Below are 14,399 nucleotides of genomic sequence, written 5' to 3' on the forward strand. Positions count from 1 at the left end.
TGACAGTTTCGGCGATGGCCTCCCGCGTGAGCTCTGGGTCCAGATCTCCGAACGCGGCCTCCGTGACGTCACGCTCCGAAAGGCGATTATCGCCGCACGGTCCGACCATCGGTCCGACCAGCGGTCCGACCAGCGGTCCGACCAGTCGACGCCTCCAGCGCCAGTCCTGTGCGTTCTCATCCCGGACACGCTCAGAGACCAGGACCGCGCGGGCTCCGACGCGATCATCAGGGAGTTCGTCGACGCCGGCATCGCGGTCCGCCTTGACTTCACCGAGTTCGGTCCGCTGCGGGCGGTGAGCGCGAGCAGCATTCCGCGGGGCCTCAGTGGCGTCCGGCTCAGTAAGAAACAAGTCCACGCCGTGGAGTACGACGACATGGCCCGGGCGATCCTCGGCGGACTGGTCGGGTCTGTTGCGTTCGGAGGGCTGGGGGCGCGCGGAGGCCATGGCAGGCTCGAGGATCAGACCGCCGCGGCGAGCTCGGTGAACGCGACCGATAGCCGCAGTCGCGGATCGGCGTCGGTGGCAAGTTCGTAGTGGCCGCGGCGGATATTTTGGATCAAGGCATGTCCGGTGCTGACCGTCTGAGCGGAACGCAGCCGTTTCAGCCCGCGCATCGGTCGCAGCCTGGCCTTGAGTCGGCTGTGGTCGGACTCGATCCTGTTGTTCTCCCGAGCGGCGTCGACGTGGCAGGCCTCGGGCAGCAGCTCGTCGAGGACCCGCGGGTAGACCGGGGCCTTATCCGTGGTGACCTCGACCGGCCGGCGGCCATGGGTCAGTGCCTGCTGGAAGAACCGGCGGGCGGCGAGCTGGTCGCGCCGTTCGCTGGCGAGCACGTCGATGACCTGGCCGTGCTGGTCGACGGCCCGGTAGAGATAGGCCCACCTACCTGCGATCTTGACGTAGGTCTCATCGACGAACCACCTACTGGCCGGCCGGTGCCGGCACGGCCGGGCTGCCTCGACCAGCAACGGCGTGAACCGGCGCACCCATCGGTACACAGTCACGTGATCAACCTCGATGCCGCGTTCGGCGAGCAGCTCCTCGACGTCCCGATACGACAACGCGAACCGCAGATACCACCGCACCGCCAGAACGATCAACTCGGGCGGGAACCGGAACCCGGCGAACTCCGACACCGGGACCGGCGGACGAGGACGGCAGCGAGCCATCATCCGATCATGCCGCGGCCCCCGCCGCGGACACCACGGCCCCGGCCGGTGCAACAGACCCCCGGCGACCACGCCCTTGCCGCCACAGTGCTCGGCCACATGGCCTTCGTCCCCGGGTTCAGTCAGGACCCTGACGGTGCGCGGAACCTGATCGCCGCCGCGCTGCAGCACTGCTGGCACGGCGTCCACCCCATCGTCCGGTCCTGGTTACACTGCGTGTCCTCCGAGGTCGAAGCCAGAAACTGCGCCTCGGCAACCAGCCGCCACCACATCGACCTCGCCGAAGCATCGCTGCCCGACGATGCCGGCGACCTCGCGTGGTTCGACTTCTACGACGCGGCCCGTCTCGATTCGTTCGCCGGTTACGCCGCCCTCACAACAGGTGATCATCCGGAAGCTGCTCGCCGACTGGCCGCAGCGGCCGACCGCCTCGGCGCGCGGGGAAGCAAGCAGCGCAGCGTCATCCTCGCCGATCTTGCCGGAGCGCACGGCCAGGACGGCGACCGCGTCGCTGACTATCTTGGCCAAGCGATCGAGATGCTCACCACCGACTGGTACGCGGCTGGGATGGACCGTGTGCGCGCGGTTCGGCCGCTGCTGGGAGACAGCAAGCACGGTCGACACATCGACGGGCAGATCAGAGCACTGTCACCAGCGTCGTGACCTGCGCCTGGAGTGTCAGTTCGCCTCGTTGTGCTTGCGCACCAGATCCGGTAGGTCGCTCAGAGAGTCAAGGTGAAACAGGCAGCGGTCGGCGACTTCGGGGTCCTCAAGGATGTGACCCCACGGGCCCCGACGGATGAGGGCGGTCGCCATGCCGACGGCTTGGGCGGGGCGGATGTCGTTGTCAAGCCGGTCACCGACGTAGAGCACCTCCCCGGCCGGACAACCCGCTTCGGCGACGACGCGGTGGAAGAACTCCGCCGATGGCTTCTCTACACCCCAGCCGTCTGACGTGCCGATCACGTCGACGGATAAATCCAACGCCCGCAGGATGGCCTCCGCGCGGGCGGTCTGGTTGCCCGCCAGTCCGACCAGCAGACCTTCGGCGCGCAGACCTGCCAGGCAGGGCCGCGCATCGGCATACAGGTTCTCCTCACCGAACGACTCCGGATGCCCGGCCGCCGCTCGCCGCTTCCGCTCCGCCCCTAGGTCAAACCCGGGCTGGAACGCCTGGAACACCTCCCTGTAGTCCAACCCACGCGCGATCACGGCGCCGAACACCGCCGAGAACGTGTGCCGAGGCACCCCCAGCCAATCCGCCCACGTCCCGTACTCCCGGGACTCATCCACGATCGTCTCACCCACGTCGAAGAACACCGATCTGATCGGCACGCGGMCCCTCCCGACTAGGCAGACTGCGGATGACTCAATCCTCCAGGATGACGCTATCGGCCGCTGCTACCTTCCGTCATCGGCTGGTTGCCATTGGACGGACTGTGGCTGGTACTACCCGCCCCAGTAGCCGGGTTTCCTGATCGGGCCGGCGGAGATCGCGCCGAGCCCTGCCGGCGACAGCCGATGCGGGCCACAGCGACCAGGGATGCATGGTGGATACGTCGCCCAGCAAGATCGGTGGCACGCCAAACGACAACACCGGTGACAAGGCGCCTCCCTGGGATCGGGGGACCACACTCGCCGAGTCAGGCGTTATCGCCTTGCCTCTTCCCTCGCCCCGGAGCGTCTTTCCGTGACCCGCGTCGAACCCTCGGGGCATCGCGACTCAGATCGACTTGCCTCCGAATCGCCTCGCGCACCGGAGCGATCAGCTGCCAGAGCAACGGTAACGGCCACGCCCGTCGATGTGCCGCGACAGCCACCGGTGCTCGACGAGGCAGGAGCGACACGGTCCGTGGTGCGATGGCTGGCGTCCACCCCTGCCGCGCCGGCYGTCGCCCGCAGGCAGGTGCACGCGACGCTGTCGGGCTGGCGGCTGCTCGCGTTCGTGGATGACGCACGGTTGGTGACCAGCGAGCTTGTGGCCAACGCGGTCAACGCCTCCACCAGCATCGACTCGTCAGACGTGTTGGCGAGCTGGATCGCCCTTCGGCTCTCTGACACTGGCCGGCGGCTTGTGATCGAGGTTTTCGACAGTGCCCCCGGCCTGCCGACTCGCCGCGTGCATGACCCGCTGGCCGAGTCCGGGCACGGACTCCATCTCGTCGAGGCCATAGCCACCTGGGGCTGCTATCCGACCGCGACAGGATCCGGCAAGGTCGTGCGAGCCGTTCTCGAGCACCACGGCGCCGCACCCGACAGCGCCCACGGACCGAAGCCACTGCCGGCCCGGACTCCAACGGCCCCATCCGAGACCGCCGCCCCAGCCGTCGGAATCGACCTGGACGTGCTGCTTCGAGTCCGCGACTGCCTCCTTGCCCACACCACTCTGCGCGGGCGCCGTCCCCCGAGGACCGTGCGGAGCGCTGCGACGCCCAGGCCGATCGACTCATGGCGATGACGGCACGAAACAGAAGCTCCTGAGCCGAACCGCGGAATCCGGAACCTGCACTCTTCGGCGGCACAGTGATCAACACCGCTTCCGCATCGACCGACCAGGACGCCGCCCGGGTGCGCGACAACACGGCGGAACCGAAACGCTCCCCGCGACTCGAACCGTGGCTCCGCCGCCCATTCGGAGCAGCGGCGAACATCCGGCGCCGGCGATGTCGTCGCCACCCAGATCTTGACCACCCAGCTCCGCGACCCCTGAAACTCCATCCCTCAAAGGATCGGCCAGCCATGCCCCTGGGCTACTCCGAATGGCAGGTGACAGCCACCATGCTCAATGTTGATGTTCCGCATTCGGCGCGTATGTACGACTACTACCTGGGCGGCAAGACCAACTTTCCCGCCGACCGCCAGGCAGCCGGGCAGGTCCTGCGTGACTTCCCGCAGGCACCGACTGTGGCCCGGTGTAAGTCACCATTAGGCCAGGGAAGATCCCCGCGCGTGCGGGGACGACCGCGAGACTGAGGGGTAACGGACCTGTGACCCAGGAAGATCCCCGCGCGTGCGGGGACGACGATGTGGGCTCTGACCTGCGCGAATGATGTGAGGGAAGATCCCCGCGCGTGCGGGGACGACATGCTGATCACGCTGTGGATCTCGTCGCCGTAGGGAAGATCCCCGCGCGTGCGGGGACGACACCAGCCGACCGGCGGCCACTCGCCCGAACTGCGGAAGATCCCCGCGCGTGCGGGGACGACCCCTCCGTGTACGTGTCCCCGTCCGGGAAACCGGGAAGATCCCCGCGCGGGCGGGGACGACTCCAGCCGGAGCATCTTCTCCAGCCCGGCGGCCGGAAGATCCCCGCGCGGGCGGGGACGACCGGCGAGGCGACGGAACCTTCACGCAAAGGATCGGAAGATCCCCGCGCGGGCGGGGACGACCCCATGCGGATGTTCTTCCACCCGCCGGGGACCGGAAGATCCCCGCGCGGGCGGGGACGACGCGACGATGTCCTGGCAGACGACTTCCTGGGTGGGAAGATCCCCGCGCGGGCGGGGACGACGAGCTCCCGGACGACGCGGAGGCCGTATGGGTCGGAAGATCCCCGCGCGGGCGGGGACGACACAGTGACGCCGCCGGCACTGACGCACACCAGCGGAAGATCCCCGCGCGGGCGGGGACGACTGCGTGAACGAGGTCGTCGCGTCGTTGAGGTGCGGAAGATCCCCGCGCGGGCGGGGACGACACTTGATGACCTGGGAGTTTAGCGGGCGATAAGGGTGAAATACATCGGTCCGTCTCCGACGACGGTCGAGACCGGTGACCGCCGACCTTGCGGTGCACGACTGCACGAGACCACCGCCAAGCCCTTGCGGCCTTCGCCCTTCCAGCCCGCTTCCTGCCGATGCCATCCGAGACAACCGCGCGATGCGCCCGCTGTCGCGCCCCGCTCGTCGTCAACGCCCAGGAACATCAGCAACCCGTCGTGCCGCAGCCCACGAACGTCAACGCCGTCGAGGACCGATATCGGTACAGGTCGGCTGCGGCTCACGGTCGCCGAGCTGGGGCAGGACGATGGCGACGCTGTACGCCGGGGCCTCGGCGCCGGGGCGGCGATCAGAGTAGAGAGGGGGCGTCGCCGCGCTACCTCACACAACCAGCGCCAATTACAATCCGTCACGACCCGATGTGACAGAGGGTGAAGAAATCTGGGCTCGTCTCACCAAAAATGATCATGCCCCATGGCGCGACCGTGCGGAATGAGCACACAATGAGCACACATCGACGATCATCGATGCGAAAAGACTAGATCAAATTCGCAAACCCATAGGTAAGCGGGATGTTGATCGAGCCGACGAGGGGACTCGAACCCCTAACCGCCCGATTACAAGTCGGGTGCGCTACCAATTGCGCCACGCCGGCGTGGATCTCTACGATACCCGACCGGCCGCGCCCGGTCGTCTGKCCGGAGGGGGAGCGAGCCACGGCACGTGACGGGACGCCGCTGGCCGACACCGCGGCGGGAGCGGCCGGCTTCGCCTGGTGCACTCGGCCAGAGTGGCTCGTTCGAGTTGCTCGCGGCCCATCCCTCAGCCCGGGTCGAGCCTGGGCTGAGYATGCGCCAAGCTGAGGGCCGGCAGTTGATCAATGCGTAGTCCTCAGCCGGCGGAGCCGGGGTTCTCAGCGGGTGTGTCGGCCGTGCCAGCGAGGAAGCGTTGGACGTCGGTCGCCTCGGTTTCCAGGGCGGCCTCGATGTCCGGCGCGAGGGGGGCGAAGGGGGACAAGACGACCTTGCCAGCCGGCATTGTCCAGGTCGCGACGGCCCGGCCGGCGACCAGGGCTATCGGGCGGAAGATCCCGTTGACGGTGACGATGCCGCGGTGGGGGCCCGTCACCCAGTCCCGGGAGGCCCAGCCGTGGAGAACTGGGTCGAACGGGCCGAGCAGCCGGGACGGTAGTTCCTCCAGGTTCGTCGTCTCGAAGCTGTCTTCGCCAACGCCGCCAGCAGCGCTCCGACCAGCTTCGTCGGCGGTGCCGCGCGTATCCGGGTCGACGGGATCGTCGGCGCCGAGGCCGGCCGGTTGGTTTCGCGTGACCGCGCGCCCGTCGTCCAAGGCCTCGATCCTGCCCGCCTCGGCGGCCAGGACGAAGCCGCGCCGGATATCGCGCAATGGCAGGCCCGACCATATGGCCAGGTCCCGGTCATCGGCGGGGCCGTGGCCGGCGAGGTAGCGCGCCGTCAGCTCCAAGAGGGCCGCGTCACGATCGATGCCCGGGGCAGGCGCACACCCCGGGTCAGGCCCTGACCCTGAATCAGGCGCGGACGGGGTGGACAGGGTGGACAGGGTGGACGGTGCTGTCGGAGCCGCCAGTTCGCCGAGCCAGTCGCTGGCCAGCACATAGGCCTGCTCCGTACCTGCCATCGGGYCACGGACCACCATGCCCCGCAGACTCGCATGAACAAGGATCATGATGAGCGCCTGTCCCACAACCGGCACTCCAGCTGCTCCGAGCAGGTCACGCAGCGGCCCGCGGGTCAGCGGGCCCTCGTCGGCCAGTGCGCGCTCGACAAGGCTGACCGCGCGATCGGCCTCGGACGGCGAGACGCCCTCCTCGACGAGTCGTCGGCGGACGAAGGCGTCCTGCCGAGGGGCAGTGAGCGCGTGCAACCACCGATAGTCCTCGGCGCGGACCAGGTGCAGCGTTCCCCGGTTCAGCCAGGTCACCACTATCTTCCGCTCGGCGAAGGCCCGGTCGACGTCCGCGACTGTCAGGCCAGTGGTACGCGAACGCACCGCGAGCCGCAGACCGCGTAGGTCCTGCGCCTGTACCGCGAGCACCCGCCCGACCGCCCCGACGACGGTTGAGACCCGCGCGTCGGCGCTCGGTCCGGCCGCCGGTAGCGGATCGGCCAGCAGCTGCGACGTAAGCCGCCGCACCGCCGCCACCGGCGAGACATCCGCGAGCCCGGCCTTGGCGGCGGAGGAAGCGGAAGCGGGGCCGGAATCAGAACGCACCATGCCTCCAGCATCCCGCCTGCGGACGACCGGCATCCCAGGCAGTGTGCCTGGGATACCCCCTGGCGACCGAGCCGGTGAAACCTTGTAACCGCGATCCACGCCGCCACCTATCCCGCCCCAGCCCTCGACGGCCCGACCCGGTCGCGGTCGCGGTCCCGAGACAGGGACTGGGACGGGGACGCGCTGCCAGGGTCCGCCCTCCCTGTGCTATCCCTCCCCCGTCACCCACCCGGATGATCGCTGTTTCGGCCCTCCCGTGGTTGCGGCGAGGCCGGGCGCGCATCCACGACCACCGCAGAGCCCAAACGCCGATCAAGAGCGACTGCGACTGGGACTGGGACTGGGACTGGGACTGGGAGTCAACGCGGGCCGCGATGCGGCTTGGCGCGCCAGCCCCCCCGAGGGCCGGCGCGCCAAGCCGGGTACCGGAACGATCAGTAGCGGTGGTAACGCTGGGTGGCCAGGTTGCGGTCGTCGCCGTTGGCGTAGGTCTCGCGGCCGTCGGACGAGATGGCGCCGCCGTTCTGCGACGGAAGGATGCGGACCTTCTCCGTGAGGCCGTTGAAGTAGTAGGTCACGGTCACCGAGGTGCCCACATAGCCCCAGCTGATGTTCTTCGCGTAGCCCCAGTCGGCGTAGTTGCTGGACAGACCCATCCAGCCGTGGGAGTACCCCCGAGTTCACGGCCCAGGTATCCGGCCGGCGACGTCTCGATATTCGCGTCCGCCACGTTCCCGGGGGAAGGGAACGCGTTCCCGGGCGGCTCGGGATTAGGTGGGAGCAGGCTCCTGCAACCGACGTGGGAGGACCAGGAAAACCCCTGGTCAGCGACCTTCGCCAGCATCGCCGGCAGCCCTCGTCCGGGTACCTGTCAGGCGGGCGACATATTCGGCGCACGCAGCGCGGAGAAAGAACTCTCCCGTCCCGTCGATTTCGGGCCTTCCTCGCGCCGGTGCCGGTGGACGACCGGCAAGTTACGCGCAGGCACATGCCCGCCAGAATTGTCCTCGGCGGGATGAGGCCCGCGGACCCCGCCGGTCTCGCCCTCCGCCGCCCCCGAGATGCAGGATGGGTCTCGGGTGGCGACTCGGTCGCCTCAAGGCCCGTAGCGACGACGTAACGGGACGGTCGTAGATTCGCGCCGATGTGCCCGAGCAGGTGAACAGGTAGGCCACGGCATCGGAAGGTGCGACCGCGGGCGACCCGGCGGCGCGGCGGCGCGGGAGCGGCAGCGCGGCAGCGCGGCAGCGGCGAACGGCGAACGGCGAACGGCACATCGTGGACGGCGTCCCGAAACGGCGCCGGGGAGCGAGGAGGCGGCGCGGGTGGAGGTTGTCGAGTTCCGGCCGGAACCCGAGCAGTTCGCGTGGACGTTCGGTGGTGTGGCACCGATCCGGCGGGTGCGGCCAGGCACCGTCCTGCGGCTGTGGACGGAGGACGCGTTCTGCGGACGGCTGCGGACGACGTCCGACCTGCCGAGCAGCGCGCTGATGATGCCGTTCGTCAACCCCCAGACCGGTCCGTTCTACGTCGAAGGCGCCGAACCCGGCGACACGCTGGTTCTGCACCTCGTCGATCTCACTCCGGCGCGCGGCTGGGGTGCGTCGACGACGATCCCGTTCTTCGGTGGCCTGACTGGTACGGATCGGACGGCGACCCTTCAGCCGCCGCTGCCCGAGCGCACCTGGATCTACGAGGTCGACCGGTCGCGCGGCACCGTCACCTTCAGCGCCCTGACGAGCGAGTTCCAGCTCGACCTGCCGATGGCACCCATGCTCGGCACGGTCGGCGTCGCACCCGCCGCCTACGAGGCCCGTTCGGCGTTGGTCCCCGACCGGTTCGGCGGGAACATGGACACTCCGGAGATGCGGGCCGGGGTTACGTGCTACCTCGGGGTCAACGTCGAAGGCGCGCTGTTCTCCATCGGTGACGGGCACTACCGGCAGGGCGAGGGCGAGGCCTGCGGAACAGCCGTCGAGGGCGCGATGGACGTGACATTGATCGTCGAGCTGGTCAAGGGCCGGGCGCCACTGTGGCCACGGCTGGAGAGCGACACCCATCTGATCACAGTCGGATCGAGCCGGCCGTTGGAGGACGCCTGGCGGATCAGCCAGGTGGAGATGGTCAGCTGGCTGTCCGAGCTGTACCGGCTGGAGACGCTCGACAGCTACCAGCTACTCAGCCAGATCAGCGAGGCTCCGCTGGCCAACGTCGTCGACGTGAACTACAGCGCCCTGGCCAAGATCGCGAAGGCATACCTACCACCGGCCACCGCCTACGACGGCCTGCACCGCCATCTGCGCGAACTGGCCGCCCAGATCCCGACGTCCTGACCCCTCCCGCCGCACCGCCGCACCGCCGCACCGCCGCACCAGCAGACCGCGGTACGGCGGACGGCCGTGCACCGCACGGCGGACGTCAGCAGGTCGGCACGCCCCAGAAGCGGAGAACGGCGGTCGTGAAGAAGCCAGCGGGGTAGCAGGTCGGCGACGCGGACGGCGCAGGCGCGGCGCTCGGCCCGGCGGACGGCTGGGCGCCACCGCCACCGCCCGAACCCTGCCCGCCACCGCCCGAGCCGCTCTCACCGTCCGAGCCACCGTCGGACCCGGACCCGGACCCGGGCCCGGCCGCCGCGACGGGCTGACCGGGTGCCGGCGCGGGGAGCAAGGCCAACTGCTCCTCGGCGGTCGCGGCCGAAGGCCCCGCGGTGCCACCAGGCACGCCGACCGCTCCCTCGGCCCCGCCACCGCCGTCGGCCGGTCCCGCTCCCCCGGCGAGTACCGATCCGTCGGCCCCGGCGGCGCCGGAGTCACCCGAGCCGGGAGCACCTCCGTCGTCGGCCGAGCCAGCGACGCCAGGTGCCGCGACTCCGCCCGGCCCGGCACCCGGCCCGCGCCCGCCGCCGCCATCGGTGTCGGCGTCACGCCCGACGGCCACGAAGGAAAGCCCGCCGATCAGCAGGGCGAGCACCGCGGCGCCGGCCACCACCACGAGCGGAAGCGGCCCCATCTGCCGGTGGAACAGCGCGTCCACCCAGCCCCGCACCGTTCGCCGCCCGTCCGACCGCCGCGCGGGCGGGCTCGCCGGCATCGGCGAAAGCCGCGCCGCCCCACCCGCCCTGGAGGCGCGTCGCGCTCGCCCATGCCCCGGCCCGCGCACGCCAGCGGCCCCCTCGACGCCTGGCGGGTCAGCCAGCCCGGCGGATCCGCGCGGTTCCGCGGAGCCCGCGAATGTTGGCGGGGTTTTCGCGTGCGTCGCCCCGGTCGCCCCGGGTGCCCCGTTCACCCCGTTCACCCCGTTCGGGCCGCTCAGGCCGGTTCCCGGGTCCGGGAGGCTGGCCGAGGCGGTGGGCGCCGCGGTGGCGCCGGCCGTTCCAGCGCCGACGATCGGCTCGAGGGCGTCCGGATCCACGATCTCCACGTCGTCGGCCGTGTACGCGTAGGCGGGGTCCCACGGTTCGTCGACGAGCTCCGCTTCCCAGACCTCTCCGTCCAGGTCCACGCCGCCGGGCCCACGTCGGGTTCCCGCGCCAGGCTCGGAGCGCGCGGCCTTCGCGGAGAATCCACCCGCGTTGTCGCCCGCGGCAGTGTCTCGCGCGCCGTCGCGCCACGATGGCTGGTCGTACCCGTCGCCCATGTGTCCCCCGCCTCGGGCGACGTTGCGCGGCGGGCGGCCGCACCACGGCGCCGGGCCGGGTGTGCGACCAGAGGGACGGCTCCCGCGACGCCCGGCGCCCTGTGATCTGGTGGCGATRCCACTCGGACAATACGTACGAAGGTTCCCGAGTGCCACAAGATGGAGACGATTCGCCACCGTTGGTGGGGCACCTTCACGTCGATGATCCCCTGCCCGAACACACCGTCACGGCACCCGCTTCTTGGCGCAACGTCGCAACGTCGAGGCACCGCAATGTCGCATTCTTGTCCTGTCTCAATGTCGTATTGGCTACGCCGGGCGCGCTCAGAAACCGCGGGACGGCCCATCGCCGGGGCCGACCGCGGCGCGGGGGCGGTGATCCGTCGACCAGCGGACATAGGTCAGGATGAGACGATGGGACCTGGGCTTCCGGCCGCTGGTGGAGGCCGATGGGTGAACGTCGCCCCTGAGCGGCTGGCCGGTTGGTTCGACCGGTTCGTCGAACGGCATGGCCCCATCGCCTGGACGGCGTCGCCGCTGGCCCTCATCGCGACGGCGGCCGACGGCGCCGTGGCCGACTGCCAGGTGCCCTTCCCACCCCTGCGGTCCGCGCCCACCGCCACCGAGACCGCCGTGGCCGCCACGGCCGCGACCGAGGTCGTGGCGGCGCCCGTGTCCGTGCCTGTAGCCGCAGGGGATGGCGATCCCGCGCACCAGCTCGCCGCGCACGCGCTGGTCGACCGGCGGGTCGGCGTGCTGCTGGTCCGGCTGGGCGGCCACGCGGCGGGGGTGTTCGACGGGCCCCGGCTGATCGCGTCGAAGGTGGGGACCCGGCAGGTRCACGGGCGTAGCGCGGCCGGCGGCTGGTCGCAGCATCGGTTCGCCCGGCGCCGCGACGGCCAGGTCAAGGTGGCCCTCGCCGCCGCGGCCGACGTGGCGGCGGCCGTCCTGCTGCCCGTGGCGGCCGAGCTGGACGCCGTCGTCCTCGGCGGTGAGCGGCGCGCGGCGGAACAGGTTCTCGACGACCCGCGGCTCCGGCGGCTGCGTGGACTGGTCGTGCCGCCATTCCTGACCGTCCCGGACCCACGCCGGCGAGTTCTCGACGAGTCGCCCGGCCAGTTCCGCGCCGTGCGCATCCGCGTCGTCGAGCCGGAAGCTCCCGCCCTGTGACGAGCAACCGCCCGGCCTGATCCAGCCCGGGCGGTCCGGTAACGCAATGCGTCATTGATCCAGGTTTCGACCTTCGACCTTCGATGGAAGTTCGATGAAAGCAAGAAACCGGCGTCGGGCCGGGACCCAACGTCCCGCCAGGTGACCGACCGGTCGCTTCACGACCACTCCCGCACTCGCCTGACAATTACCAATTTAAGTAGCATTGACGTTTTCGAGCCGTCCAGGAATGGCGTTTGTCACGTCGCCGACTAAGCGCGGCCATTCGGCCACCCCATGACCAAAGCGGCGCCGGCCCGGCCACGCGCCGTGCCCGTGGCCGCGGAGGAAAAGGGGCCCGCCACTGTCCGCATCATCCACAGGCACGCCTAAGCCAGCCACCGGCCGCGCGGATGTCCCCAGTGTGACGTGATTTGCGTCACCCACGATTTCGGGTTTTACGCGCGGCCCGGCCCCGGGGCATGGTGTTCGCCGTGCCCGGCGTTGGGTTGGGCACCTACCGGGCGGCACGTCGCGTGCCTGCCCCGTCCGGTTGAACGGAACATGCGGCAGGCCCGAGGAATCACGGCGCGGCCAAGCGCCGAAGTGGCTCGCGGACCGGCACATACCGGCGGCGCGACGCCCAGCGGCCCACAGGGCCGAGCGCCGGCCGGCGGCCGATGGCCGATGGCCGATGGCCGATGGCCGTCCGGCGTCACCAACACAGCCACGAGCGGGCCGGCGACTCTCGGCCCGCAAGCGTCAACCCGCGGCTGGGCCGGACGAATTCCTTGGCGACGTGGGGAGGGGGAACTCTGGTGTCCACTGCGCGCAACCACGTCAGTTCGCGCTGGCTGAGGCGCCTCCTGCCGCGCCAGGCTTCACCATCGTCACGCCGCCTCCGCGCGGCCGTACTCGCCCCGGTTCTGGCCGCCAGCATTGGCGCCGGGCTCGCGGCGGCTCAGCCCGCGGACGCCGCCGTGTCCGCGCCCCGGTTCCTCTCGGCCGTCGTCCCCTGCAAGTCGGCCGCCGACCCGGACATCGTGCGCGCCGTCCTCTCAGGGCACGATGTGGTCTCCCACAACGGCTCGTCGACGCACGCCCGGCCCTGCTGGACCCGCACCGCCTGAACGGCGGCTCCTCACGGCGGCGGCCGAGTTGGGTTCCAGGCCTGACAGGGTGGTCCTGGCCTGACGGACAGGCCCGACAGCGCCGCGACGCGGCCCCGTGCCCTCAGGGCGCGGGGCCGCGCCCGTTTGGGTTCCGTCGTCCGCGGCCCGCGCTGGGCCGCCTGGCGAGGCTCCCGGTCAGCCGACCGGTGGGGAGACGCGCCGGCGCCGAGCGATCTCGGCCAGGGCGACGCCAGCGGCCACGCCGGCGTTCAGCGACTCGACCTCGCCTGCCATCGGGATTTTGACCAGCAGGTCACAGGTCTCGCCCACCAGCCGGGACAGGCCCCGCCCCTCGGAACCGATGACGAGGACGAGCGGGTCGGTAGCGGCTTCCAGGTCGTCGAGGCTGACGTCCGCGTCGGCGGCGAGCCCGACGACGACCAACCCACCGTCCGCGAACGAACGCAGCGTCCTGGTCATGTTGGTCGCGCGCGCGACCGGCAGCCGAGCCGCCGCGCCGGCGGATGTCTTCCAGGCCGCGGCCGTCATCCCGGCGGCGCGCCGCTCCGGAACGACTACCCCCTGAGCGCCGAAGGCCGCCGCCGAACGGGTCACCGCGCCGAGATTGCGCGGGTCGGTCACCCCGTCGAGGGCCACGAGCAGACCGGGGCTCGCGGCCCGCGCCCGCTTCAGCAGGTCGTCGGGGTGCGCGTAGCGGTACGGAGGGATGACGAGCGCGAGGCCCTGGTGCGGCGCCACGCCGCACAGCCGGTCGAGCTCGGCCCGGCCGACGTCGACGACGGACATCCCGGCGCGGCCGGCGAGCTTGCGGGCCTCCGCCAGCCGCTCGTCGAATTCCAGACCGTTGGCCACGTACAGAGTCGTCGCGGGGACGCCGGCCCGCAGCGCCTCGACGACGGCGTTGCGGCCGACGACCAGCTCGTCGGCCTCCCCGGCTCGCCGCCCGCTCATGCCGCGCGCGGCACCACCAGAGGTGGACGCGCCACTCGCCGCTCCTCGCGCGGCCGCGCCGTCCCGGCCCGTCCTCGCGCCAGCCGGACCCGTACCCGTCGCACCCGTCCGCGCGCCGGCGTCGTCGGCCCTGGCGGCCGCGTTGGCGCGGCGCTGCGCCGGGTGCCCCTTGCGCATCTCCGCCGGCGGGGTCGCCCCCTTGCCGCGCAGCGCCCGACGGCCCAGGCCACCGGAGCCGGCCGCGGCGCCCTTGCGGTGCGACCCGGCCTTCGCCGCCCGGCCGCCCTGACCGCCGCGGGCCACTCCACTGCCTCCGCCGCCGCCGCGCCGTCCCGTCGCCATCGCTGGGTCACCCCTCGTCATCAGCTTCGCCCGGGCCGCTGTCCCT

General features: G+C 71.1%; 12 protein-coding genes, 1 tRNA gene, 1 pseudogene and 1 CRISPR repeat array. Of the genes and pseudogenes, 6 read left to right on the forward strand and 8 right to left on the reverse strand.

The features are described from left to right. Both BL253_RS43305 and BL253_RS31090 read right to left on the reverse strand, forming a co-directional pair. Nucleotides 1-448: hypothetical protein (locus BL253_RS43305; RefSeq protein WP_206745138.1), on the reverse strand; the 448-nt coding region annotated here is incomplete at its 3' end. Nucleotides 449-462: 14 nt separating this feature from the next. Then, nucleotides 463-1,140, reverse strand: coding sequence for an IS6 family transposase (locus BL253_RS31090; RefSeq protein WP_076820874.1), 678 nt, complete (start codon nt 1,138-1,140; stop codon nt 463-465). Between the two features lie 81 nt (nt 1,141-1,221). Here BL253_RS31090 and BL253_RS31095 point away from each other — a divergent pair, with 81 nt between their 5' ends. Then, entirely contained in the window at nt 1,222-1,836 is a 615-nt protein-coding gene (locus BL253_RS31095; protein ID WP_241835303.1) for a hypothetical protein, read from the forward strand. Between the two features lie 15 nt (nt 1,837-1,851). Here BL253_RS31095 and BL253_RS31100 read toward each other — a convergent pair whose 3' ends face one another. Next, on the reverse strand, nt 1,852-2,508 hold the full coding sequence (locus tag BL253_RS31100) for an HAD family hydrolase (protein ID WP_076820875.1): 657 nt from the start codon (nt 2,506-2,508) through the stop codon (nt 1,852-1,854). A gap of 517 nt (nt 2,509-3,025) precedes the next feature. Here BL253_RS31100 and BL253_RS31105 point away from each other — a divergent pair. Both BL253_RS31105 and BL253_RS31110 read left to right on the forward strand, forming a co-directional pair. Then, the gene (locus BL253_RS31105; RefSeq protein ID WP_158230454.1) at nt 3,026-3,631 is read left to right on the forward strand and encodes an ATP-binding protein; all 606 of its coding nucleotides are present in this window, start codon (nt 3,026-3,028) and stop codon (nt 3,629-3,631) included. Nucleotides 3,632-3,951: 320 nt separating this feature from the next. Next, a pseudogene (locus tag BL253_RS31110) lies at nt 3,952-4,074 on the forward strand (SAM-dependent methyltransferase); the annotation flags it as partial. Nucleotides 4,075-4,107: 33 nt separating this feature from the next. Next, nucleotides 4,108-4,867: a CRISPR direct-repeat array (repeat unit 28 nt; unit sequence GGAAGATCCCCGCGCGTGCGGGGACGAC). A gap of 604 nt (nt 4,868-5,471) precedes the next feature. Here the strand turns inward: BL253_RS31110 and BL253_RS31115 are convergent. The 3 genes from BL253_RS31115 to BL253_RS31125 form a co-directional block, all read right to left on the reverse strand. Continuing rightward, nucleotides 5,472-5,544 (reverse strand) — tRNA-Thr (locus BL253_RS31115). A gap of 236 nt (nt 5,545-5,780) precedes the next feature. After that, nucleotides 5,781-7,142, reverse strand: coding sequence for a winged helix DNA-binding domain-containing protein (locus BL253_RS31120; RefSeq protein WP_076820877.1), 1,362 nt, complete (start codon nt 7,140-7,142; stop codon nt 5,781-5,783). Between the two features lie 434 nt (nt 7,143-7,576). Then, nucleotides 7,577-7,798: a hypothetical protein gene (locus tag BL253_RS31125; protein WP_076820878.1), complete on the reverse strand. Its 222-nt coding sequence runs from the start codon at nt 7,796-7,798 to the stop codon at nt 7,577-7,579. 669 nt (nt 7,799-8,467) lie between these two features. Between BL253_RS31125 and BL253_RS31130 the strand changes: the two genes are divergently transcribed. Continuing rightward, entirely contained in the window at nt 8,468-9,475 is a 1,008-nt protein-coding gene (locus tag BL253_RS31130; protein ID WP_076820879.1) for an acetamidase/formamidase family protein, read from the forward strand. 85 nt (nt 9,476-9,560) lie between these two features. Here the strand turns inward: BL253_RS31130 and BL253_RS40655 are convergent, their stop codons facing one another. Continuing rightward, nucleotides 9,561-10,643, reverse strand: coding sequence for a hypothetical protein (locus tag BL253_RS40655; RefSeq protein ID WP_131831614.1), 1,083 nt, complete (start codon nt 10,641-10,643; stop codon nt 9,561-9,563). A 588-nt stretch (nt 10,644-11,231) separates the two neighbouring features. Here BL253_RS40655 and BL253_RS31140 point away from each other — a divergent pair. Beyond that, nucleotides 11,232-11,948 carry an acVLRF1 family peptidyl-tRNA hydrolase gene (locus BL253_RS31140; RefSeq protein ID WP_081438878.1) on the forward strand — a complete coding sequence of 239 codons (717 nt, stop codon included), beginning with the start codon at nt 11,232-11,234 and terminating at the stop codon, nt 11,946-11,948. Between the two features lie 959 nt (nt 11,949-12,907). Then, a complete protein-coding gene (locus BL253_RS42550) occupies nt 12,908-13,057 on the forward strand; it encodes a hypothetical protein (protein WP_158230455.1) in 150 nt (49 codons plus the stop codon). Between the two features lie 177 nt (nt 13,058-13,234). Here the strand turns inward: BL253_RS42550 and rlmB are convergent, their stop codons facing one another. Further along, complete coding sequence (rlmB, locus tag BL253_RS31145) at nt 13,235-14,353, reverse strand: 23S rRNA (guanosine(2251)-2'-O)-methyltransferase RlmB (RefSeq protein ID WP_076820882.1); 1,119 nt, start codon at nt 14,351-14,353, stop codon at nt 13,235-13,237. Nucleotides 14,354-14,399 lie beyond the last annotated feature (46 nt).

Source organism: Pseudofrankia asymbiotica (genome assembly GCF_001983105.1).
GTDB classification, from domain to species: Bacteria; Actinomycetota; Actinomycetes; order Frankiales; family Frankiaceae; genus Pseudofrankia; species Pseudofrankia asymbiotica.

Bases quoted from the DNA above. Each gene is read 5' to 3' on its own strand.
- rlmB (WP_076820882.1), bottom strand. From the start codon at position 14,353: ATGGCGACGGGACGGCGCGGCGGCGGCGGAGGCAGTGGAGTGGCCCGC.
- BL253_RS31125 (WP_076820878.1), bottom strand. From the start codon at position 7,798: ATGGGTCTGTCCAGCAACTACGCCGACTGGGGCTACGCGAAGAACATC.